20 protein-coding genes are annotated in these 22,156 nt (G+C 69.5%); 5 read left to right on the top strand and 15 right to left on the bottom strand.

The genetic code is table 11. From position 1 onward, the window contains the following. Positions 1-51: 51 nt before the first annotated feature. From CFP71_RS44020 to hisD, 4 genes are all read right to left on the bottom strand, one after another. A complete protein-coding gene (locus CFP71_RS44020) occupies positions 52-207 on the bottom strand; it encodes a hypothetical protein (RefSeq protein ID WP_167406003.1) in 156 nt (51 codons plus the stop codon). Between the two features lie 120 nt (positions 208-327). Beyond that, positions 328-927 (bottom strand): imidazoleglycerol-phosphate dehydratase HisB, encoded by a 600-nt coding sequence (gene hisB, locus CFP71_RS05390; RefSeq protein WP_093932722.1) that lies wholly within the window; start codon positions 925-927, stop codon positions 328-330. After that, positions 924-2,024, bottom strand: a complete 1,101-nt coding sequence (locus CFP71_RS05395) for a histidinol-phosphate transaminase (RefSeq protein ID WP_093932723.1) — start codon at positions 2,022-2,024, stop codon at positions 924-926. Before CFP71_RS05395 ends, hisB begins: the two co-directional genes overlap by 4 nt. Next, on the bottom strand, positions 2,021-3,346 hold the full coding sequence (gene hisD / locus CFP71_RS05400; RefSeq protein ID WP_093932724.1) for a histidinol dehydrogenase: 1,326 nt from the start codon (positions 3,344-3,346) through the stop codon (positions 2,021-2,023). Before hisD ends, CFP71_RS05395 begins: the two co-directional genes overlap by 4 nt. Positions 3,347-3,430: 84 nt before the next feature. Between hisD and CFP71_RS05405 the strand changes: the two genes are divergently transcribed. Continuing rightward, a complete protein-coding gene (locus CFP71_RS05405; protein ID WP_093932737.1) occupies positions 3,431-4,225 on the top strand; it encodes a carbon-nitrogen hydrolase family protein in 795 nt (264 codons plus the stop codon). Here CFP71_RS05405 and CFP71_RS05410 read toward each other — a convergent pair. Next, positions 4,173-4,661, bottom strand: coding sequence for an Lrp/AsnC family transcriptional regulator (locus CFP71_RS05410; RefSeq protein WP_244199556.1), 489 nt, complete (start codon positions 4,659-4,661; stop codon positions 4,173-4,175). The two genes, CFP71_RS05405 and CFP71_RS05410, sit on opposite strands and share 53 nt — an antisense overlap. A gap of 69 nt (positions 4,662-4,730) precedes the next feature. Between CFP71_RS05410 and CFP71_RS05415 the strand changes: the two genes are divergently transcribed. Further along, a complete protein-coding gene (locus CFP71_RS05415; protein ID WP_093932738.1) occupies positions 4,731-5,627 on the top strand; it encodes an SMP-30/gluconolactonase/LRE family protein in 897 nt (298 codons plus the stop codon). Positions 5,628-5,688: 61 nt separating this feature from the next. Here CFP71_RS05415 and CFP71_RS05420 read toward each other — a convergent pair whose 3' ends face one another. The 3 genes from CFP71_RS05420 to eccB are packed head-to-tail and all read right to left on the bottom strand — an operon-like array spanning position 5,689 to position 8,503. Next, positions 5,689-6,345 (bottom strand): response regulator, encoded by a 657-nt coding sequence (locus CFP71_RS05420; protein WP_016335996.1) that lies wholly within the window; start codon positions 6,343-6,345, stop codon positions 5,689-5,691. Further along, positions 6,342-7,064: a response regulator transcription factor gene (locus tag CFP71_RS05425; RefSeq protein ID WP_244199557.1), complete on the bottom strand. Its 723-nt coding sequence runs from the start codon at positions 7,062-7,064 to the stop codon at positions 6,342-6,344. Before CFP71_RS05425 ends, CFP71_RS05420 begins: the two co-directional genes overlap by 4 nt. Before the next feature lie 14 nt (positions 7,065-7,078). Further along, positions 7,079-8,503: a type VII secretion protein EccB gene (eccB, locus tag CFP71_RS05430; protein ID WP_093932727.1), complete on the bottom strand. Its 1,425-nt coding sequence runs from the start codon at positions 8,501-8,503 to the stop codon at positions 7,079-7,081. Between the two features lie 148 nt (positions 8,504-8,651). On the opposite strand from eccB, the gene CFP71_RS05435 reads away from it, so the two are divergent. After that, positions 8,652-9,737 carry a type VII secretion protein EccE gene (locus CFP71_RS05435; RefSeq protein ID WP_244199558.1) on the top strand — a complete coding sequence of 362 codons (1,086 nt, stop codon included), beginning with the start codon at positions 8,652-8,654 and terminating at the stop codon, positions 9,735-9,737. Between the two features lie 141 nt (positions 9,738-9,878). Here the strand turns inward: CFP71_RS05435 and eccD are convergent, their stop codons facing one another. The 6 genes from eccD to CFP71_RS05465 are packed head-to-tail and all read right to left on the bottom strand — an operon-like array spanning position 9,879 to position 15,348. After that, entirely contained in the window at positions 9,879-11,255 is a 1,377-nt protein-coding gene (gene eccD / locus CFP71_RS05440) for a type VII secretion integral membrane protein EccD (RefSeq protein WP_093932729.1), read from the bottom strand. After that, entirely contained in the window at positions 11,252-11,581 is a 330-nt protein-coding gene (locus CFP71_RS05445) for a YbaB/EbfC family nucleoid-associated protein (protein WP_005155307.1), read from the bottom strand. Before CFP71_RS05445 ends, eccD begins: the two co-directional genes overlap by 4 nt. Continuing rightward, positions 11,578-12,087 (bottom strand): hypothetical protein, encoded by a 510-nt coding sequence (locus tag CFP71_RS05450; protein ID WP_093932730.1) that lies wholly within the window; start codon positions 12,085-12,087, stop codon positions 11,578-11,580. Before CFP71_RS05450 ends, CFP71_RS05445 begins: the two co-directional genes overlap by 4 nt. 14 nt (positions 12,088-12,101) lie before the next feature. Next, a complete protein-coding gene (locus CFP71_RS05455) occupies positions 12,102-13,451 on the bottom strand; it encodes a WXG100 family type VII secretion target (protein ID WP_093932739.1) in 1,350 nt (449 codons plus the stop codon). Positions 13,452-13,468: 17 nt separating this feature from the next. Then, a complete protein-coding gene (locus tag CFP71_RS05460; RefSeq protein WP_093932731.1) occupies positions 13,469-14,545 on the bottom strand; it encodes a hypothetical protein in 1,077 nt (358 codons plus the stop codon). A 23-nt stretch (positions 14,546-14,568) separates the two neighbouring features. Further along, on the bottom strand, positions 14,569-15,348 hold the full coding sequence (locus CFP71_RS05465) for a WXG100 family type VII secretion target (RefSeq protein ID WP_093932732.1): 780 nt from the start codon (positions 15,346-15,348) through the stop codon (positions 14,569-14,571). Positions 15,349-15,503: 155 nt separating this feature from the next. Between CFP71_RS05465 and eccCa the strand changes: the two genes are divergently transcribed. Further along, positions 15,504-19,445, top strand: coding sequence for a type VII secretion protein EccCa (gene eccCa, locus CFP71_RS05470; protein ID WP_093932733.1), 3,942 nt, complete (start codon positions 15,504-15,506; stop codon positions 19,443-19,445). A gap of 11 nt (positions 19,446-19,456) precedes the next feature. On the opposite strand, the gene CFP71_RS05475 is transcribed toward eccCa, so the two are convergent. Then, on the bottom strand, positions 19,457-20,194 hold the full coding sequence (locus tag CFP71_RS05475) for an ANTAR domain-containing protein (protein ID WP_143267041.1): 738 nt from the start codon (positions 20,192-20,194) through the stop codon (positions 19,457-19,459). 753 nt (positions 20,195-20,947) lie between these two features. On the opposite strand from CFP71_RS05475, the gene CFP71_RS05480 reads away from it, so the two are divergent. Next, positions 20,948-22,129 (top strand): HNH endonuclease signature motif containing protein, encoded by a 1,182-nt coding sequence (locus CFP71_RS05480; RefSeq protein WP_244199559.1) that lies wholly within the window; start codon positions 20,948-20,950, stop codon positions 22,127-22,129. Positions 22,130-22,156 lie beyond the last annotated feature (27 nt).

Here is a 22,156-nt window from a genome sequence, read left to right on the forward strand (position 1 = left end):
GCACAGCATGCCCGCCACCGTCGCGGCGCGCAGCCGATTTACCGCCGGCGCTCAGGCCAGCCAGGCGATGGCGCCGCCGATCGCCAGCACCGCGCCGATCCCCAGCACGACGGCCATGAACTTGACGCTCTTCCAGGTCGCGTAGACGCCGCCGATCAGGAAGCCGCCGAGCGCGAACAACAGCACGGCGATGGTCGAGTTACTCATGCCCGCCAGGCTGCCACATCCGCGCCTCCCCGACCCCGCGGGGTGCGGCACCACGCAGTTCGTCCTCTGGATGCGGTAGTTGCGCGTGCAAGGACCGCATCCAGAGGACGAAACGCGGGGCTAGAGGACGCCCTTCGTGGACGGGATGCCGCCCGCGCGCGGGTCCGGTTCGGTGGCCGCACGCAGAGCGCGCGCGACGGCCTTGTACTCGGCCTCCGCGATGTGGTGCGGGTCCCGGCCGTGCAGCACCCGTACGTGCAGCGCGATCTGCGCGTGGAACGACAGCGAGTCGAATACGTGCCGCGTCAGCACGAACGGGTAGTTCCCGCCGATGGTGAAGCTGTTGAACTGCTCCGGCTCACCGAGGTGCACGCAGTACGGGCGCCCGGAGACGTCGATCGCGGCGTGCGCGAGCGTTTCGTCCATCGGGATCCACGCGTCGCCGAACCGGCGGATACCCCTCTTGTCGCCGAGCGCCTGCCGCAGCGCCTGGCCGAGCACGATCGCGGTGTCCTCGACGGTGTGGTGCGCGTCGATGTGCACGTCACCGGTCGCCTGCACCTTGAGGTCGAGCGAGCCGTGCACGCCGAACGCGGTGAGCATGTGGTCGTAGAACGGGACACCGGTGTCGATCTCCACCTGTCCCGTGCCGTCCAGGTCGAGCTGGACCGAAATGGACGATTCCCTGGTGGTGCGGTCCACCTTGCCGACGCGACTCATCGCGGCACCTCCTTGCTGGCCTCGAGAAAGGCGTCGTTCTCCTCCGGCGTCCCGATGGTCACCCGCAGGTGCCCTTCGATGCCGACGTCCCTGATCAGCACGCCGTTGTCCAAATAGGACTTCCAGGTCGCGGGCGCGTCCGCGAACCGTCCGAAGAGGACGAAGTTCGCGTCGCTCGGGACCGGCGTGAATCCCAAGCCCAGCAACGCTTCCACCACCCTGTCGCGCTCGGCCGCGAGTTTGGCGACCGAGCCGAGCGTGGCGTCCGCGTGCCGCAGCGCGGCCCGCGCGGCGGCCTGCGTGAGCTTCGAGAGGTGGTACGGCAGCCGCACCAGTTGCAGCGCGTCGACGATCGCGGGCGCGGCCGCCAGGTACCCGAGCCGCCCACCGGCGAAGGCGAACGCCTTGCTCATCGTGCGCGACACGATCAGCTTCGCCGGATACTCCTCGATCAGCTCGACGGCGCTCGGCTGCGACGAGAATTCCGCGTACGCCTCGTCGACCACGACGATCCCCGGCGCCGCTTCGAGGAGTCCGCGCAGTTCGCCGAACGGGATCGAGCCGCCGGTCGGGTTGTTCGGGCTCGTCACGAAGACGATGTCCGGACGGCGTTCGCCCACCAGAGCGGCCGCCTTCTCCGTGTCCAAGCTGAAATCGTCGCGACGCGGCACCGGCAGCCAGTCGGTGCGGGTGCCCGCCGAGATGATCGGGTGCATCGAGTACGACGGCTCGAAGCCGAGCGCCGACCGGCCGGGGCCACCGAAGGCCTGCAGGATCTGCTGCAGGATCTCGTTGGATCCGTTGGCGGCCCACACGTTCGACTCCGAAACCAGCACGCCGGTGGAGACCGCGAGGTAATCGGCGAGATCCTGCCGCAGCGCGACGGCGTCGCGATCCGGGTACCGGTGCAGCGAAGCGGCTTCGGCGCGGACGGCCTCCGCGACGTCGGCCACCAGCGCGTCCGGCGGCGGGTACGGGTTTTCGTTGGTGTTGAGCCGGATCGGCACGTCGAGCTGCGGCGCGCCGTACGGGGTCTTGCCCCGCAGGTCCTCGCGCAGCGGGAGCGCGTCGAGCGTGATCTCCTCGCCGATGGTCACGCCCGCTCCCCCTCGAACCGCGCCGTGATGGCCTCGCCGTGCGCGGGCAGGTCTTCGGCGTTCGCCAGCGCGACGACGCGGCCGGCGATCTCGCGCAGCGCGTCCTCGCTGTAGTCGACGACGTGCACACCCTTGAGGAAGCTCTGCACCGAAAGACCGGACGAGTGCCGCGCGAATCCGCCGGTGGGCAGCACGTGGTTCGACCCGGCGCAGTAGTCGCCGAGCGAGACCGGCGCGTACGCCCCGACGAAGATCGCGCCGGCGTTGCGCACGCGGGCCGCGACCGCACGCGCGTCCGCGGTCTGGATCTCCAGGTGTTCCGCGGCGTACGCGTCCACGACGCGGATCCCGTCGTCCACGGTGGATACCAGGATGACGCCGGACTGCTTGCCGCCCAAGGCCTCCGTCACCCGCTCGGAGTGCTTGGTCGCCGCGACACGGCCGGTCAGCTCCTTGTCGACGGCGTCCGCGAGCTCCTCGGACGTGGTCACCAGCACGCTCGCGGCGAGCGGGTCGTGCTCGGCCTGGCTGATCAGGTCGGCGGTGACGTGTACCGGGTCGGCGGTCTCGTCGGCGAGGATCGCGATCTCGGTCGGGCCCGCCTCGGAGTCGATGCCGATGATGCCGCGCAGCAGCCGCTTGGCCGCGGTGAGGTAGATGTTGCCGGGCCCGGTGACGATGTCGACCGGCTCCAGGGTCGCGCCGTCGGTGTCGGTGCCGCCGTACGCGAGCAGCGCGACGGCCTGCGCGCCGCCGACGGCCCAGACCTCGTCGACGCCGAGCAGTTCGGCGGCGGCCAGGATCGTCGGGTGCGGGAGCCCGCCGAACGCGGCCTGCGGCGGCGAGCACAGCACGAGCGTGCCGACGCCGGCGATCTGCGCCGGGACGACGTTCATCACCACGGTCGAGGGGTACACCGCGAGCCCGCCCGGCGCGTACAGCCCGACGCGCTCGACCGGGATCCAGCGTTCGGTGACGGTGCCGCCTTCGACGACCTCGGTGGTGACGTCCTGGCGGCGCTGATCGCCGTGGACCTTCCGGGCGCGGACGATGGACTCCTCCAGCGCTTCGCGGACGGCGGGGTCCAGGTTTTCGAGCGCGCTCGTGAGCTCCGCGGCGGCCACGCGGACACCGGCGGGACGGACCTTGTCGAACTTCTCGGTGTACTCGAGAACCGCCTCGACGCCGCGATCGCGGACCGCCTCGACCACCGGCCGTACGTGATGCAGCGCCGCGTCCACGTCGTACTCGGCACGCGGGAGCGTGCTCCTGAGTTCGGCAACGGACGGGACCTGTCCACGCAGGTCGGTACGGTTCAGCATGGGTCAAGGGTACGAGGTGGCCGGATCGCCCCGAGCAGGCACACTGGGGTGGTGACCAGCGATCCCACGATGAGGGAGGCCTCCGTGCCGCGAATCGGGTTGTGCCAGCTCACGACGGCCGAGGATCCCGAAACGAACCTGAAGCTGATTCGCGAAGGCGTGGCGGCCGCGGCCGCCGACGGCGCGCGGGTCGTGGTCTTCCCCGAGGCGACGATGGTGCGCTTCGGGACCTCGCTGAAGCCCGTCGCGCAGCCCCTCGACGGCCCGTGGGCGTCCAGTGTGGCGTCCATCGCCGAAGAACACGGCGTCGTGGTCGTCGCGGGCATGTTCACGCCGTCGCCCGACGGGCGCGTGAGCAACACGCTGCTCGTCACCGGTGCCGGGCATCACTTCGGCTACGACAAGATCCACCTGTACGACGCGTTCGGGTTCGCCGAGTCCGACACGGTCGCGCCGGGGACCGCGCCCGTCACCTTCGACGTCGACGGCGTCACGTTCGGCGTCGCGACCTGTTACGACATCCGCTTCCCCGAACTGTTCCGGAAGCTGGCCGACGAAGGCGCCGACATCGTCCTCGTGCCGACGTCCTGGGGCGCGGGCGAGGGCAAACGCGAACAGTGGGAGGTACTGGTGCGCGCCCGCGCGCTCGACTCCGGCTGCTGGATCCTCGGCTGCGGTCAGGCCGATCCGGCCACGACGTCGACCCCGGTGAACCCGAAGGCGCCGACCGGAATCGGCTACTCGACGGTGTCCGACGGCTTCGGCCGCGTCCACACCCAGCTGGGCGCCGGGCCGGAACTGGTGGTCGTCGACCTCGATCCGGCGGTCAGCGGGAAGGCGCGGGCGGCGACGGGGGCTCTGGCGAACCGTCGCCTCTGACGTCCACCGATCGCTCGAAGAAGGATTCGAGCACCACGATCGTCTGCGTCCCGGTGACGCCTTCGATGGCGTACAGCCTGCGTAGCGACGCCTGCAACTCCTCGGTGGTCGGCGTGCGCACCTTCACCAGGAGCGAGGCCGGGCCCGCGATGATGTGCGCCTCCACGACCTCCGGCAACGCCTCCAGCGCTGCCCTGGTCGGCGAATCGCCCATCCACGAACCGGCCTCGACCAGCACGAACGCCATCACTCCCCGGCCGACCGCCGCCGGGTCGACGTCGACGGTGGTGCGCCGGACGACGCCCTGTTCGCGCAGTTTGCGGACCCGCTCGTGCGCGGCGCCCGCGGACAAGCCGACCGCCTTGCCGAGCGCGGCGTACGCCTGGGTCGCGTCCTGCTGCAACTCGCTGAGCAGCATGCGATCTACGTCATCCACGGGTTGACCATATCACGTTCGGCAGTTCATGATGATCTCAGTATCTTGTTCGGCTTGCTGGGGGTTTTCATGGACATGGTCAAAGCGCACTTCGAAGTCCTGGACGAACGGTTCGCCCGGGTCAACGGGGACGAGTGGATGCGGCGCCTGCACACCGGCTGCCGGTGGACCGAGGGGCCCGCCTACTTCCCCGCCGGCCGGTACCTGGTCTTCAGCGACATCCCGAACGACCGCGTCCTGCGGTGGGACGAGACCACGGGCGCGGTCGGTGTGTTCCGCGAACCCGCCGGATTCCACAATGGGCACACCGTCGACCGCCAGGGCAGGCTCGTCAGCTGCGAACAGGGCGGCCGCCGGGTGACGCGCACCGAGCACGACGGCACGACCACCGTGCTCGCGGACACCTATCAGGGCAAGAAGTTCAACAGCCCCAACGACGTAGTCGAAAGTTCGGACGGCGCGATCTGGTTCACCGACCCCAGCTACGGGATCGACAGCGACTACGAAGGTCATCAGGCGGAAAGCGAGGTCGGCGCCTGCCACGTCTACCGCGCCGACCCGCTGGACGGCTCCGTGCGGATCGTCGCGGACGACTTCACGCGCCCGAACGGACTCGCGTTCTCCCTCGACGAATCACTGCTCTACATCGCGGACACGCGGCAGAACCCCAGTCACATCAGGGTTTTCTCGGTGGCCGGGGGACGGCTCTCCGGCGGCGGGATCTTCACCACCTGCGATGCCGGTGGATTCGACGGGGTGCGAGTGGACGCGGCCGGACGGGTCTGGGCCGCCGCGCACGACGGTCTGCACTGCTTCGCGCCCGACGGCACGCGTATCGGGAAGCTGCGGGTGCCGGAGGTCTGTTCGAACCTGACCTTCGGCGGGCCGCGGTGGAACGACCTCTTCATCACCGCGTCCAGTTCGGTCTACACGCTGCGGGTGAACTTCTCGGGACCGCGCGTTTAGTCCTCTGGATGCGGTCTTTGCGCGAGGCAAGTACCGCATTCAGAGGACGAAATGCGTGGGGCTAGCGCAGCAGGCCCTCGCGGATCGCCACCCGTACGAACCCGGCCCGCCGCCGTTCGCCCGTCTTGTCCCGGATCCGGTCGAGATAGGACCGCACCGTCCGCACGCTGATGTTCAGGATCTCCGCCACGTCGACGTCCCGTTCACCGGCCGCGACCAGCCGCAGCACCTGCTTCTCCCGCTCGGACAACACGATCTTGGGTCCGGCGTGCCGGTCTTCGCTGTCCTGGATGATCATTCCGGCCAGCGTCGGCGACACGTAGGCGTTGTCCTCGGCGATGGTGCGGATGGCGCGCAGGAGTTCGTCGCCGTCGACGTCCTTGGACAGGAAACCTTTCGCCCCGGCCTGCATGGCCCCCAGCACTTCGGGTTGTTCGGCGTGCGCGGACACCACGAGCACCTTGTGCCCCATCTGTCCCACTTCGAGCACCGCGGCGGCGTCCTGGACACCGCGCAGCTTGAGGTCGAGGACGACGACACTGCCCGGAGGCTGTTCCTGGACGGCGAACCGCGCGACGGAATCGGCGACGGCGCCCAGCTCGATGTCGGGCGCTTCGGTGAGGACGCGCGCGACGGCGTCCCGGTACAGCGGATGATCTTCGATCACCCCGACGTTGATCGGCGTACTGCGTTTCGGCTGCTGCTCGTCTGCGTTCACCGGCGTCCTTCGAATCCGCCCGCGTCGTCGCGGGGCGCGACCGGCCGAGACGGGCCGGGCACCTCCGGCGGAGACGCGAGCCCGAGCTGGATGGCCTTGCGGACCAGACCGGCCCGCCTTCTCTCTCCGAGTTTGTCACGGATCCGGTCCAGATAACCGCGCACCGTCCGGACCCCGATGCCCAGGATGCGGGCGATGTCGACGTCGCGTTCGCCCGCCGCGACCAGCCGGAGGACCTGCTTCTCCCGCGCGGAGAGCGCGACGTCCGGAGCCGACACGGGACGGTCGGCGTTGTCCTTGATGATCATTCCGGCCACCACCGCGGAGACGTAGGCCCGGCCCTGCGCGACCGTCCTGATCGCGATCAGCAGCTCGTCGACGTCGACGTCCTTGGACAGGAAACCCTTGGCACCGGCGGCGATCGCGCCGAGCACCTGCTCGGGTTCCGCCTGCGCGGACACCACGAGCACGTGATGTCCCAGCTCGCACACCTGGAGCACGGCCGCCGCCCCGGCGATCCCCGGCAGGCCGAGGTCGAGCAGCACCACGCTGCCGGGCGGCTGCGGATGGACGTGGAACCGGGCGACCGAATCGACCACCGCGCCGAGTTCGATCCCCTCGGCCTCGGTGAGGACCCGGACCACCGCGTGGCGGTACAACGGATGGTCCTCGATCACCGCGACGTCGACCCGGTCGGTCTCCGGCCTGTCTTCAGTCATCTGCACGTTCCCGCTCACCCCGTCCCACCCGCCGCGGACACCGCACGGCCTGCCTGCGCCGGATCCAGCGCGGCCCCGCGCGGAACCAGTGCCAGCAATCCATTCGGAACCGGTTGCCGTTCGGCTTGGCCGTAACCGAGGGAAGCGAGTGCCTCAGTGCTCGCCACCGGGTACTTCTGGCCCGTGTCGGTGACGACGTAGACCGTGCCGGAACCGGATTCCGCCACCACCGCGCCTCCCGACGGAGGCACGAAGACAGCGTCGGCGACCAGCGCGTCCGTGCGCGCCGTCACCGGGATCGCCTTCGCACCTTGCGGCAACGGGACCTGTGCGGAGATAACGATTCGAGAACCCTGCGCGCATAGCGTCACGGACTGTCCGGTAACGGGCGCTTTTCGCGGGATCCGGTCCGGATACTCGGCGGGATCGGCCCCGCCGGCCCTCGCCGCGCCCACCTTCGCCACCGCGGCGACGTCGGCCGCGCGCACCGCGACGGGGGCCGGGACGCCGCTGTAGGCGTCGGCGTTCTGCGGCGTGTTGATCAGCAGGCTCGCCTCGGTCTGGCCGATCGGTTCGAGTCCGTCGGCGTGGACGAGGTAGTACGACGTCGCGTCGCCGGGCGAAGCCATCGCGTCGACGACGCCGAGCACCGAACCGACCTTCGTCGCGGTACCGCCGACCTTCGGACCGGGCCGCCCGGCGTCCTCGACCGCGCGGTAGGCCAGATCGCGTCCGGCGGCGACGGTGCCGATCCACCGGGACGACACCGCGATCGCCGGGTAGGTGTCGAACTGCAGCGCCGTGGCGGCTTCCGCGGTGAGCTTGTAGCGGCGTCCGGCCGTCACGAGATACCGGTCGCCCTCGGGGACGCGGACCACGACGGCCTGGTCCTTCGGCAGATCGACCCCGGCGGCGGGCGCGCCGAGGAGCACCGTCGTCTCCGGTTCGGCCGACGCGGGCGCGTCCTGGGTCGTCCGCGAGCAGCTCGTCCACGGGGTCTTCACCAGCGCGGCGGCCGCGGGCAGCGAGTCGGGGGCGCCGGGGATGCCGATCTGCGAACCGCGCGGGGCCTTCGCGAGCTTGTCCGAAGGGACGGTCACAGTGGCCTCGCCGTTGCCACCCGCCATCAGCCGCGCGGAGGCGTAGTTGAGCACGGGATGCAGCGCGCCGTCCTGACCGAGGATGTAACGCGCGCCGGTGCCCTCCTCGACGATCACCTTGCCGCCCGCCAGCCAGTCCTTGCCGCCGGAGGGGTTCAGCAGGCCGATCACGCCGAACACCGCGGTGACCAGCAGCGCGACGCCGAGGCCGCACAGGGTGCCGATGACCAGCCTGCGGCTCGGGGCGACCGGATGGTTGGCGTCAGCCGAGACCAGTGCCGAAACCAGTCTCCGGCGGAGGAATTGGTAGGCCTGGATCTGGTCCCGCTGCGTCCACACGCTCCCGTCCCCCGCCGTTCGTGCCCACCTCGTTCGAGGGTGCTCACGTTAAGTTCCGGCCCCACCGCACGGTGAGGGTAATTTTTACGCCCCTCCCCCGCGCGGGGCGCGGCTACCGTCGGGCGCGTGCACGGAGGAGGGGAATTCCTTGTCGGTTGAAGCCCCGGCGGTGGGGACACCCCGCCCGGCCCCGGAACAGACGCCCGCTCATGGCGTCGCGGGCGCGGCGCCGTTGCCATGGCTGCTGCCGATCCGCCCGCTCCAGGCGGCGCTCTGGGAGATCGCCGGGATCGCGATCCTGCTGGCCTTCACCGTCGACGGGATCCCGCAGGCCGCTCAGATCAGCATCACCGCTGTCGCGGGTGTCCTCGTACTGACGACGTCGGTCCGCTTCGCCGGACGCCACGCCGCGGGCTGGCTGCTCACCTGGGCCCGTTACCGGCTGAAGCGTCGCGACAAGAACGCCGTCCCCGATCCGCTGCACCGGCTCGCCGGTCCCGTCCGGGTGCGCCAGCACGTCGACCGCGCGGGCAACCGTTTCGGCGTCGCCGAGGTGGGCGACGGCTGGAGCGCCATCGTGCGGCTCACCCCCGGCGCCATGCAGCCCGGACCGGACACCCTGGCCGGCATCCTGCGCGAGGCGTACGCGAGCACCGGAATCCCCTTGTCCAGTGCGCAATTGCTGACCTGGACAGTCCCCAATGGACAGTCCTTGCTCCGGGTCCGGTGGCTGAGCGTCCGGTACCGGCCCGAGGACGCGCCGATCGCGGCGCTCGCCCGCGGCGGCGGCGAACTCGGCGCGCTGCGGAGCACCGCCTGCGCGGCGCTGTCGTTGATGGGCGCGCTGGCCGAAGCCGGGTTCGAGAGCACCGTGCTCGAAGCCGGCGAGGTGGCGGAAGAACTCCGCGTCGCGCTCGGCAGCGGCCAGGAGGCGCCTGTGGACGGATGGCGGTCCTGGGACTGGGGCGGCGCTTCGCAGGTCTGCTACCGGCCCCGGTCGGAGCGGGATCTCGCGCGGACACTGGATCTTCACGTTCCTGGCTCGGCGTTCACCGCGACTTCGTACACGCTGTACCGCTCCCCTGGCGGGCGGGAGAAGTCCGAGGTGACCATCCGGGTCGGCGGACGCCCGGGGGCGGAGACGGCGCGGCCCAGCGGGATCGCGGTGACCCCGTTGCACGGACGGCACGCGGCGGCGGTCCGACGGACCTTGCCGCTGGCGCTGGAGAACTGAGGGGACGGTCCGTGGCGGATTCCTTTCCTCTCTGAGGGTAGGGAAGGAATCCGCCACGGACGTATAACGCATTTCGTCCTCTGAATGCGGTCGTTGCGTAGGGCAACTACCGCGTTCAGAGGACGAAATGCGTGAAGGGCGTCAGCCCCGGACGGCCTCGTAGACACCGGCGATCATGCCGACGAACGGGATCAGCGAGAGCAGCACCAGGAACTCGACGATGTCGAGAGTCCTTGCCCAGTAAGGGGAACGGCGCCCCTTCGCGACACGGGTCGCGTACGTGAGACAGACCCCCGCGGCGACGACGACGGCGCAGCCCGCGGCGAAGACGAACGAACGCGGACCACCCGCGGCGAGCCAGAAACCGGCCGAAGCCAAGGCCGCCGCGCCGAAACCGATGAGCACGAGCCGCTGCGACCGACCGGCGAACGCGCGCGAACGCAACATCAACGCCAGCCCCAGCAGCGCGCACAAGCCCGCTTCCCAAGCCCCGCCGGAAGACGCCAGGACCACCGAAGCCGAGACAACCGTGAGCCCGAGCGCGACGAGAAGCCCGGTCAGCAACGCCTGCGCGTAGGTCGTGCCACCGATCATGTCCTCACCGAGCGAAGCGTTCTCGTCGGCGCGGAACGCGTCCATGTCGTCGGGCACGCGCGGCAAGGGCAGCCTGCCCAGCCGCAGCGCCATCATCGGCGCCACCGCGGCCAGCGCTGTCGCCACGACGGCGACCACAGCGGCCGCGGAAACCGCGCGGACGTCGGCCAGCAGGACGATGGCGGTGGTGATCGCGCCGAGCCCGGCCGACACCGTCACCGCGACGAACCACGGCAGCCGGTCCGCCACCGAAACGGCCGCGATCACGCCGTACACGGTCACCACGGCGAGTCCGGCGGCCAGCGGCCCGGCCGACACGGAGAACAGCGGATGCGGCGGCAGGATCGACATCCCGGCCAGCAGCGCCGCACCGACCCCGGCGAGCGCGCCGGCGGCACCGGCTTGCGCGTCACCGTACGCACGGCTCAGCGCGCCACCGCCCAGCACCAGGACCAGGGCGAGCAACCCGGTCCCGATCGGCGCCAGCACACTGCCGGACGCCGCCGCCTGCACCAGCAGGCCACCGGCGAGCAACAGCACCACGGACGCGACGATGCCCGCCTTGCGCGCCACCGACGGTCCCCATCGGCCGGTGCCCGTCTCGGCGACGCTGGCGATCGAGTCGACGACGTCGTCGAACAGCAGCGGACCCCGCGGGCGCTCCCGCGGGGTCAGATGGAGGACTTCGCCGTCGCGCACTTGCGCCGCGGCGACCGTGAGCCCGAGCGCGAGCGGAGCACCGCCGAGCCGGGACAGCACCCATCCGGGATGCTCGGCCGACGCCTGCCCCGAAGCGCCCGCGAGCCGCACGAGCTGCGGGACGAGTTCGGCGAACGTGCTCTGCTGCGGCAACGCCACGTCGACGCGCGCCCGCGGTGTCACCACCGTGACGCGCCGGGTGGAGCCCGCGATCGCGGCCGTCATGCTTCGATCGACTTGGCGGACTCGATGACCGGGGCGAACTTGGCGCTGCTGGCCTCGGCCAGTTTCTGCAGCCCGTTGTTGACCGCCTCCAGCACGATCTCGGAGATGTTGCGCGCGTCGTACTGGCGCAGCGCGCGCGGGTCGATGTCGATCGAGGTGAACCGGCCGTCACCGCGCAGCACGACGGTGACCTCGTTCTGCCGCGAGTGCGCCTTGACCTCCATCGCCTCGACCGAACGCTGGATGCGCTGCACCTCTTCGGTCTGCTTGCGGACCTGGTCCAGCAACTCGTCCATGTCCGGCATGGCGTAGGGGTCGGTGGTCACGAGTCTTCTCCTTCATCTGCGGTGAAATCCCGCCGGACGTGGACACTGCCCACGAACCGCCGGAAGTCTTCGCCGAGGCCGCGGGCCGCCTCGGGCGTTGCGGTGCAGGCGATCTCGAGGATCAGCCGCTCGGCCGGGCTCGCCCCCGGCACGGTCAGCTGCACCTGCGTCTGGACGAGGTCCCGCCCCTCGCCGGTGCGGATGCGCAGAACCTGCGTCACCCCCGGCGCGATCCCGGTGCCGATCACCTTGCGCCGCACCACTTCGAGCGCGGCCATCGTCCGGCCGAGCCGCTCGACGGCCTCGTCGGCGATGTCGGTGATCTGGGCCTGGTCGGGCCGCTGCCCGACGCTCAAGGTGATGTTCGGGGTGAACTCCGCGTCCGTTCCGGGATGGACGGCCACGAAGACCGCGCCCTCGGCGCCGACGGACGACGGCTCGACCGGGACCCAGCCTTCGGGGATGTCGAATCCGAGCGGGAGGGAAACCCGGTCCTGCGTCGCCATAGCACTCATTCCCGTCACCACGTGCCCACGTAGGAGACCGCGTCGTCCCACGCCTCGCCGACCGCGTCCGCCGCCTGACCGGCCGCGCCGCTCACCGCGTCGACGGCCGCGCCGCCGTATTCGCCGACGGTGTCCGCGATCTTCGGCAGGTCGATGTCGATCTTCGCGCCGATCCCGGCACCGAGACCGAGGGCGACGCCCGCCTTGAAGTTGACCTTGATGTGCCCGGCGTCGTAAACCGCCTGGCCGTCGAGCTGCGCGCCGATTCCGTACTGGAGGGTGCCGCTCGCGCCGACGCCCACCCCGGCCACGTCCGCCGCGAGCTCGCCTTCGACCTTACCTCCGACGAAGGCGTTGGCGTGCACGCCGACACCGTGCGCGCCCGCCTGGAGCGAGCCGTTCACCTCGCCGCCGACGAACGCGGTCCCCTTGGCGCTGCCCGAAGCGACGCCCCATTCCTTCTTGCCTTCGAGTTCTTCCTTGAAGGCGGCCAATTCGGCGTGACCGGACGCCTTGACGTCCCAGCCCTGCGACGAGATTTTGGCGTCCCACCCCGGAGTGAAGCCGTCCTGCTCCTGCTTCCACTTGGCGTAGGTGATCTCGGTGTTGCCCCAGGCCTTGTCACGCAGGCCTTCCGGCTTCGGCCTGCCGAACGGCGTGTCGCCGGCGCGCGGGGCGCGCGTGCCTTCGAGACCGTCCCAGGTGAGCTTCTTCCAGCCGGAATTGCCGAACCAGGAAGGATGCGAGCGAGGACGTTTGCGGCCGTCGAGCGTCTCGCCGTTGAGCCAGTACAACGGGCCGCGACCCCATTTGCCAAGCTCGTGCTCGATCCGGCCGGTGGCCTCCGGCGGGAACAGCCGCGCGAGCTCTTCGCTCAGCTCGTCGGCGATCTCCTGCGCGGCCTGCGCGGCCCGCTCACCGAGCTGGCGGGCGGCGGAGATGAACGCGTTGACCGCGTTCGCGTTCGCCGTCCGCGCCTGGCTGGTGAGCTGCGCGGCGTACTGGTCGAACTGGGCGAGGATCGAGTCCACACAGGACTTCGCGCCCTGCAGGGCCTGCGCGCCCGCGCGCAGCCGGTTGGACTGGTCGCTCAGTTTCGTGCCGAGCTCGCCGAGTTCCTGGCTCAGTTTCGCCGCGGACGTGGCGAACGCGGTGTAGGCGTCGCCTTCCCAGGACGCGTTGAGCGCCTTCGCCGCTTTGCCGATCTCGTCCGCCCGGCCAGAAACCGTGGACGCCCGATCGCCGCACCGCTGTCCGGCCGCGTTGAGCGCCGAAGGATCACCGGTGACGCGCCGCTGGTACTCGACCACGAGCCGCCGATAGTTCGACAGGATCGAGCTGACGACGCCCGACGCGTCGACCACACCGCTCCCCGACACGGTTACCTGCCCTTCGCCGGTGAGTCAGCTCCTGCGTCGATGTCGATGTGCTGCTCGAAGTGCTTGCCGCCGTAGTTCATGTCGATGTCGATATCGATGTCCTGGCCACCCGGCGCCTGCACGGTGGACTTGCCGGTGCTCAGGTCAGTCGTGATGGTGACCGTGTTCCCGTTGCCCGCACCGGCGCCCGGAAGCGCTCCGCCGTTCGAGCCGGAACCCGCGCCGCCGCCCGCCGGTCTGTCCACCGGGATCCACGAGTCGGCGCCGCCCGGCCAGTTGCCCTGCGAGCCGTTGCCGCCCAGCGCGGGCGGCCGGTACTGGGTGAACGGCGGCGTCTCGCCCGGAGTCGTCCCACCACCGGAAGCACCACCACCGGAACCGCCTCCCGTGCCGCCGCCGGAGCCGCCGATCGCGGCCTGTCCCGAACCGCTGGCGACCGAACCCGGCGCCTGCGGATTGGTGATCGGGGTACCGGAGACCGCCGAGTTGCCCGCCGCGCCGTTGTCCCCGGCGTCGTTGTGCCCGAACAGTTTCTGGACCTCGCCGATGATGGTGGCGATCTGGGTGATCTGGTTGGCGAGGTCGACCACGCCGAGCGCCTTCAGCAGCGCGCCGATCGCGGTGATGAACGCGCGCAGCGAAGCACTGGTGGCGGTGGAAAGCGCGACGGCGGCGCCGTAGGTCCACGGATTCGACATCAAGCCCGCGACCGTCGGGTTCACCGCGGAGACCACCGATTTGTAAGCCGTCTGCGCGGTCTTGATCAGCGTCCCGGCCATGCCGAGCAGCTCGGCGCCCTTCTGCACGACCTGGATGATCTTGGTCAGCGAGTTCAGGGAATCGGTGATCTTCTTCATCGCCGAGTCCGACGCGCCACCGGACCAGATCTTCTTCAGCTGCTCGGCGGCCTTCGTCACCTCGTTGTACATGGTGAGGAACTCGTTGGCCTTCTTGAGCACCTCGAGCACGTGCTTCGCGATCTGCTCCGGCTGGCCGGTGAGGATCTGCGGCAGGATGGTGATCGGCCCGCCCGAGCCCGCTGTCGCGTCCATCGCGCTTGAATTGGGGTAAGTCAGCATGTCGTCGCTCCTCAGGCCGGAAGTCAGACGGAAGCCGGGCGGTAGACGCTGACCTTCGCCAGGCCGTTGATGTCCGCTTCGACGATTCCGTGGTTGTAGAGCAGCCCGCCCTCTCCGGCGATGGCGATGATCGGCTTGCTGTCGGAGAACAGGAGCGGTTCGACCACGACGACGTCGCCGCTGTGCACCCCGCCGGGCACGTCACCGAAGTTGCGCGCCGTACCGGCGTAGACCTCGATGACCCCGGCCCGTGCCTGGTTGTCGGCGTCACCGGCCAGCCAGTCGTTGAAGTCCGAGACGCCGTGGAAGCGGGTGTCGGTGATCGGGTGGTCGCCGAGCTGTCCCAGCCGCGCGTCCCCCAGGTAGCGCAGCACGTTGCCGACCGACGACGGTTCGCCGTTGGCGCCGGCGCTGTCGTTGATGGCCAGCGTCGCCAGTTCGGACGCGTGCGAGTTCCCCCAGATCGACGACGTCGATCCCGCACCGCCGCCACCGGGGCGGCCGCCGTATCCGCCCGCGACCGCCTCGTCGGCGGCCTGGTAGGCGTCGGCACTGCTCTTGATGAAGCCGTTGATCTGCTGCAGCAGCTGCAGGAGCGTGCGGACCGCGACCACCTGCTGGCTCTGCATGGCCGTGTTGGCCGCCGCCACCGCGCTGCCGAACGTGGCGAACGACATCGGCTGCAGGACGGTGCGTTCGAGGTCGGCGACGACATTGATGCCCTGCATGATGATGCCGCCCAGGTTCCCGACCGCCGAGCGCATGGCCTCGGGCTCCGCCCGGTACTCGCCCGTGCCGACCATGGCTCTCCTTTTCTCGTTCCCCCACGTCTGCGCCTGTTCCAGCAGCGTAAGTTCGCCACCAGACGTGAGCGGACGGCAAAAGTACCCACCGCAACGGCGGCACGAGTGGCCAGAATGATCGGCAGGATTACCCACAAGCGGCCAGAAAGACCCTGATGAGCGCCACTCGCGACCGCCTGCCGGCCCTGGGCGAGCAGCCCGGTGAAATCGTCCTGCAGTCCCCGCCGATGCTGCCGAAGGGCTCCTCCGGCGGAGCCATGCAGCTGCTGATGTTCATGCCGATGATGCTGGGCATGGGCGCCATGTCGTTCGTCTACATCGGACGCGACGGCGGGGTGATGACGTACATCTTCGGCGCGTTGTTCCTCACCGCGATGGTGGGCATGGTGGTGATGTCGCTCGGGCGCGGCGGCGCGCAGAAGAAAGCGCAGATCAACGAAGAGCGCCGGGACTACCAGCGGTATCTCACCGGTTTGCGCGGCCAGGTCCGTGAGATCGCGGACAACCAGCGCGCGGCCATGGCAGCTTTGCAGCCCGACCCGGCGGATCTGTGGGCGTACATCGAGACGGGGAAGCTGTGGGATCGCCGCCGGTCCGACTCGCAGTTCGCGCAGGTCCGCGTCGGGACGGGGCCGCAGCGGCTCGCGACGCCGTTGAGGGCGCCGCAAACCGTTCCGCTGGAAGACCTCGACCCGGTGTGCTCGACGAACCTCAAGCACTTCATCCGGACCTACTCGACGGTCGACGGGCTCCCGGTCGCGATCTCGCTGCGGTCCTTCGCGCAGGTCAGCCTGTCCGGGCGCCGGCCGGACACCCTCGGTACCGCGCGGGCGCTGCTGACTCAGCTGGCCACCTTCCATTCGCCCGGCGACCTGCGGATAGCGCTCTGCGTCAAGAACGACCGGCTGCACGACTGGGAATGGGCGAAGTGGCTGCCGCACGTCGCCTCCACCGCGGCCGACGCCGCCGGGCCGCGACGGCTCGTCGACGCCGACTCCGGGAAGCTCGCCGACCTCCTCGGTCCCGACCTCGGCGACCGGCCCGCGTTCACCCGGCGGCCGGACTCCCGCCTGGATCTGCCGCACGTCGTCGTGATCGTGGACGGCGGGCACACGCTCGCCGACGCCCGGCTCGTCGCCGAAGAGGGCAGGCTCGGCGTCACGGTGGTGGAGATCGGCACGGAGCAGCCGCGATCGGTGTCGACCGAGCGGCTGCTGAGCCTGCACATGAGCCCGGAGCAGCTCGGGATGGTCGTCGGCGACGGGACCGAGCAGCGGCTCGGGTTCCTCGGGACGCCGGACACCTTGGACCGCGGGGCGGCCGAGGCGCTGTCCCGGATGCTGACGCCGTTGTTCCAAGGGGCCGCGGTGGTCAGCGAAGCGCCGATGTCGGCGACGTTCGGGCTGGCCGGGCTGCTCGGCATCGGCGACCCGCGCGACACCGACACCGCGGTCACCTGGGCGCCGCGTTCGGCGCGGGACCGGTTGCGGATCCCGCTGGGCATCAATCCGGAAGGCAGGCCGGTCGACCTCGACCTCAAGGAGTCGGCGGAAGGCGGGATGGGCCCGCACGGGCTGGTCATCGGCGCGACCGGGTCCGGCAAGAGCGAACTGCTGCGGACGCTGGTCACCGCGCTCGCCGTCACGCATTCGTCGGAGAAGCTCAACCTCGCGCTGATCGACTTCAAGGGTGGCGCAACGTTCGCGGGGATGACCGGGCTGCCGCACACCTGCGCCGTCATCACCAACCTGTCCGACGATCTCGCGCTGGTCGACCGCATGGCGGACGCGCTGAACGGCGAACTGTTGCGGCGTCAGGAGCTTCTGCACGCCGCCGGGAACTACGCGTCGGTGCGGGACTACGAAAAGGCCAGGGAATCCGGCGTCAACCTGCGGCCGTTGCCGTCGCTGCTGGTGATCATCGACGAATTCAGCGAGCTGCTGTCCTCGCGGCCGGAGTTCATCGACCTCTTCGTCGCGATCGGGCGGCTGGGGCGGAGTCTCGGGATCCACCTGCTGCTGGCGTCGCAACGGCTGGAGGAAGGACGGCTGCGCGGGCTGGACTCGCACCTATCGTACCGGATCGGCCTGCGGACGTTCTCCGCGTCGGAGAGCCGCGCGGTGCTCGGGGTCGCGGACGCCTACCAGCTTCCGCCCGTGCCGGGTTCGGCGTATTTGAAGTCCGACAACGACACTCTGATCCGGCTCAAGGCCGCGTATGTCTCGGGAGAACTGCCGCCGCGCAGCAAGATCGTGCGCAAGGACGGCCAGAGCCTCGGCCTGATGCCGTTCACGCTGGCGCCGGTGGAGATCCCGGTGACCGTCGAGGCGGAGGAACCGGTCGAGAAGGGCACCGGCGAGACGATCATCGGCGCGATGATCTCCCGGATCGAAGGCAAAGGCCCGGAGGCGCACCAGATCTGGCTGCCGCCGCTGGCCGAACCGCCCACCCTCGACCAGTTGCTGCCGCCGCTCGGCGAAGACGCTTCACGAGGCTTGTGTCCCTTGGGCTGGGGCGGCAACGGCAAGCTGATGATCCCGGTCGCCCTGGTCGACAAGCCCTTCGAACAGCGTCGCGACATGCTGTGGGCCGACTTCTCCGGTGCCGCCGGGCACGCGCTCATCGTCGGGGCGCCGCAGAGCGGCAAGAGCACGCTGATGCGTGACATCGCCGCGATGCTCGCGCTCACCCACACCCCGGAAGAGGTCCAGCTGTTCGTGCTGGACATGGGCGGTGGCGCGCTGGCGCCGATCGCCGGGCTGCCGCACGTGTCCGGTTACGCGACGCGGCGCGACGCCCAGCGTTGCCGCCGGGTGGTGGCGGAACTGACGACCTTGCTCGAACAGCGCGAGGAGTTCTTCTCCGCCAACGGGATCGAGTCGATCACGACGTTCCGCCAGCGACGTTCGGAGTTCCGCGAAAGCACGGAGGGCCGCGAATTCGGCGACGTCTTCCTGTTCGTGGACAACTGGACCACGATCCGCCAGGAGTACGAACAGCTGGAGGAACAGATCACCAGCCTGGCGTCGCGCGGGCTCGGTTTCGGCATCCACGTCGTCGTCTCGATCAACCAGTGGATGGGCATGCGGGCGCCGCTGCGCGACGCCATCGGCACCAAGTTCGAACTGCGGCTGGGTGAACCGGCGGACTCGCTGATCGACCGCAAGATCGCGCAGAACGTCCCGGCGGACCGGCCGGGACGCGGGCTGACCGCGGACAAGCTGCACTTCCTCGCGGCACTCCCGCGCATCGACTCGGACCAGCGGCCCGATACGGTCGGCGCCGGTGGCTTGGACCTGAACCGGCGGATCTCCGCGGCCTGGAAGGGAAGCCCCGCGCCCGCCGTGCGCCTGCTCCCCGCCGAGGTGCCGCTGGATTCGCTGGAGGCCGGGCCGCGCAAGCAGGTCACGCTCGGCATCGCGGAATCGAATCTGCGCCCGGTGCACCTCGACTTCGCCACCGAACCGCATTTCGTGGCCTTCGGCGACGTGGAATCCGGCAAGAGCTCGCTCCTGCGCGCTATCGCGCACGGCATCACCGCGAAGTACTCGCCGGAGGAAGCGGCGATCGTGGTCGCCGACTACCGGCGCGGAATGCTGGGCGCGGTGCCGGAGTCGCATTTGCTCGGCTACGCGGGTTCCGAAACCGCGTTGACCGGGCTGATCGAACAGTGCCAGCAAGCGATGCGGAACCGGCTTCCCGGTTCGGAGGTCACGCCCGAGCAGCTGCGGAACCGGTCGTGGTGGCGGGGGCCGGATCTGTTCGTGCTCGTCGACGACTACGAAATGGTCGCGACCGTCGGCCGGAATCCGTTGCTGCCCTTGCTGGAATTCCTGCCGCAAGCGCGGGACATCGGGCTCCACCTCGTCATCGCGCGCGGGAGCGGCGGCGCCGGGCGTTCGCTGTTCGAACCGGTGCTGCAGCGGATTCGCGAGCTGGGCTCACCCGGTCTCGTGATGTCCGGCTCTCGGGACGAGGGCGCGCTGCTCGGAGACGTCAAACCCGGACCACAGCCCGCGGGACGGGGTGTCCTGGTCTCACGGCGTCACGGGACCGGACTGGTCCAGGTCGCCTGGACGAAACCCGTGGAGGACTGAGCGGCGTTTCGTCATCGCTGAAGATGCAGCTCGGAGGGACCTCGGCCGTGGGCGACGTCGTTCGCCAGGGCTCTTAGTTTCAGGCTCCGGCTGCGGGCGTATCCGCGCAGGCGTGCGAACGCTTCGTCCAGCGGGATGTGGAACCGTTCGGACAGCACTCCCTTGGCCTGTTCGATCGCGACCCGGCTGTGCAGCGCTCCCTCGAGCTGGCTGACGACCTGTTTCAGGCCGTTCATGCGGTGGTGGTGCGCGAAGCAGCCCATGGCCGCCTCCGTGAAGGCCTGGGCGATGCGCAGATCCGTCACGGGTATCACCGGCTGCCCGGTGTTCACCAGGTTCAGCGCGCCCACCGTGGTGTCGCTGGTGCGCAACGGCACCGCCGCGATGGCGACCACACCCGCCTCGCGGGCATGCGGGGCGAAGCGCGGCCAGTGTTCCTCGCCCGGGCTACCCGCGCAGAACCCGATCGGCGGAAGGACCGCGTTGGTGCGGGCGATGTCCAGGCAAGGCCCCTCGCCGAGCTCGACCTGGACCTCTTCCAGCCCTCGGCACCGCTCGTCGGACGCGGTGGCGTAGTGCACCTGGCCGCGATCATCCACCACGGTGGTGCCGGCGCTTTGCACCCGCAGCAGGACGTTCGCGTGATACGTCAGATCGTGAAGCAGGTCGAGTGCGTCGAAATCCGCGGCACGGTTCGCCAGGTCGGCGGTGGCTTCGGCGATGCGTGCTTCTCGTTCTGTGGCCGGCACTGGAAGTCGCCAATCAGGAATAGCCCACGCCCGATGTCGCCGGGTGTCCGCACCCGTCAGAACGCGGGAGAACGTGTGACCTCTGGGAAGGTCATGTCGTGCCCGCTGACAGGAGTGCTCTCCTCGAATCCCGTTGACCCGTCCGAGGTCCCGCTTCGACTGGGGCCAGGTCGTTACGCGACCTCACGATGCCGTAACGACGCTACACCGGGTTCCAGGACCCAAATAGGGCCATCCAGGTCTACGGGCGGCCGGCTCGTACACCTGAGTGACGGCGGCTCGACTTGTCTCCGGGACGTCGGAGGGACAAGGCATTCAGTGACAAGGCATTCAGTACAGACGCGAGTCGGCGGCGGGTCTCGATCAGGTCGCGCGCTCGAAGACGATCTGTGCCTTGGCGTCGTCGACGGGGAAGCTCGATCCTCGAGGTCTGGTCTTCACCGCGGTCTCGGGTCGGCCGTGGGGTTCATGGTTTCCCTTGCGATTTACTGAACCACGTTCACATTTCCCTGTGTCAGCTACGTGACTCCCGCCCGAATTGGCTTACTGAAAGGAAAACTCGGCCGTCACTTCCTGGAAGTCTTGGCATTCTTGAAGTTTCGCGAAAACCGTGACACCGAGCCTGATTTTTCACTCTGCCGACTCGACCGGATTCGTCACGGCCACTGTCCACAGATTCCCTTTCACTCTCCGCGTAAAACTCGATCGTGAAATCAGTGGTGATCGAACTCACGTTCGAGTACAGTCGCGGCCATGACCCAAACTCTTGTTCATAACCTGAAAGCCGCTCGTTTTCTGGACGCCGCGTTCGCCGAAGAGGTTTCGCTTCGAGGCACGCAGGGTCGCCAGGTGCGCGCGTTGGCCGATTTCGCCGCCGTGGGCGGCTCGCGAAGATCGGCGACCGAGGAAGTCGCTTTGCGCTTCTCGGTCTCCCGTAATCGCGCGTTCCTCCTGCTGGAGATCTCTTGTGCCTTGGTATCCCGGTTGCCGAACACGTTGGCAGCGCTGGACAAAGGCGAGATCGACTTGTTCAAGGCGTCGAAGGTCACCCAGTTGACCAGGGACGTGTCGGACGAGGTCGCCGCGCAGGTGGACGAGTTCATGGCCAAACGTCTGGCCGAGCGCGATCCCGCGGCGATCCGCGGCTCGGTGAACTACGCGGTGCAGAAGTTCGATCCCGACGGTTATCGGGAGAGAGCGGCGAAGAAACGGGCCCTGCGGCGCGTTTCGCTGAAACACGAGGACGAGACCATGTCCACTCTCTCCGGTCACCTCCCCGCCGAGGTCGCCGGCTCGATCTATGCCTCGATGAGCCGTGCCGCACAGTCACGGCGGAGGACGGACAAGTCCCGCACCCTCGATCAGCACCGCGCCGACGTCTTCGCCGAACGCCTGCTCGCCGAAAACGGCCGCGGCAAGCCTCGCCCGCACATCCACGTCTACGTGGACCTGCTGACCTTGACCGGCGCCCGCAAGGACCCCGCGTTCCTCGCCGGCTACGGGCCCATCCCCGACTGGCTCGTCCGCGAGATCGCGTCGAACCCGAAATCGACGTGGTCCCGGTTGATCACCGACCCTGCCACCGGGCAGGTGCTCGAAGCGGGCGCGGAGACCTATCGGTTCCCGGCCTCGCTCGCCCGGCTGATCAAGGCACGGGACCGGGAATGCACCCATCCCGGCTGCCATCGTCCCGCCGAGTTCTCCGAGATCGACCACATCATCGGCTGGGCCCGCGACGGCAGGACCAATCACCACAACGGCCACGGCTACTGCAAGATCCACAACCTGCTCAAAGAAGAACCCGGATGGTCGGCCGAACCCACCGGCAACGGCGGCATGATCATCACCACGCCCAGCGGGCACTCCTACACCACGGCACCCGAACCACTCCACGAACCCCGCACCGAACCGGAAGAAGACGAGCCGGCGGCCTGAACACTATGGGGAACCGCGTGCACTGGT

It is taken from the genome of Amycolatopsis thailandensis, from assembly GCF_002234405.1.
In the GTDB taxonomy this organism is placed as follows: domain Bacteria; phylum Actinomycetota; class Actinomycetes; order Mycobacteriales; family Pseudonocardiaceae; genus Amycolatopsis; species Amycolatopsis thailandensis.

What these genes read in the sequence shown, in the direction of transcription:
- CFP71_RS05425 (WP_244199557.1), bottom strand. Translation starts at nt 7,064, where the DNA reads ATGACTGAAGACAGGCCGGAGACCGACCGGGTCGACGTCGCGGTGATC.
- CFP71_RS05480 (WP_244199559.1), top strand. Translation starts at nt 20,948, where the DNA reads ATGACCCAAACTCTTGTTCATAACCTGAAAGCCGCTCGTTTTCTGGAC.
- eccCa (WP_093932733.1), top strand. Translation starts at nt 15,504, where the DNA reads ATGAGCGCCACTCGCGACCGCCTGCCGGCCCTGGGCGAGCAGCCCGGT.
- hisB (WP_093932722.1), bottom strand. Translation starts at nt 927, where the DNA reads ATGAGTCGCGTCGGCAAGGTGGACCGCACCACCAGGGAATCGTCCATT.
- CFP71_RS44020 (WP_167406003.1), bottom strand. Translation starts at nt 207, where the DNA reads ATGAGTAACTCGACCATCGCCGTGCTGTTGTTCGCGCTCGGCGGCTTC.
- CFP71_RS05460 (WP_093932731.1), bottom strand. Translation starts at nt 14,545, where the DNA reads ATGCTGACTTACCCCAATTCAAGCGCGATGGACGCGACAGCGGGCTCG.
- CFP71_RS05450 (WP_093932730.1), bottom strand. Translation starts at nt 12,087, where the DNA reads ATGGCGACGCAGGACCGGGTTTCCCTCCCGCTCGGATTCGACATCCCC.
- CFP71_RS05415 (WP_093932738.1), top strand. Translation starts at nt 4,731, where the DNA reads ATGGACATGGTCAAAGCGCACTTCGAAGTCCTGGACGAACGGTTCGCC.
- CFP71_RS05465 (WP_093932732.1), bottom strand. Translation starts at nt 15,348, where the DNA reads ATGGTCGGCACGGGCGAGTACCGGGCGGAGCCCGAGGCCATGCGCTCG.
- eccD (WP_093932729.1), bottom strand. Translation starts at nt 11,255, where the DNA reads ATGACGGCCGCGATCGCGGGCTCCACCCGGCGCGTCACGGTGGTGACA.
- hisD (WP_093932724.1), bottom strand. Translation starts at nt 3,346, where the DNA reads ATGCTGAACCGTACCGACCTGCGTGGACAGGTCCCGTCCGTTGCCGAA.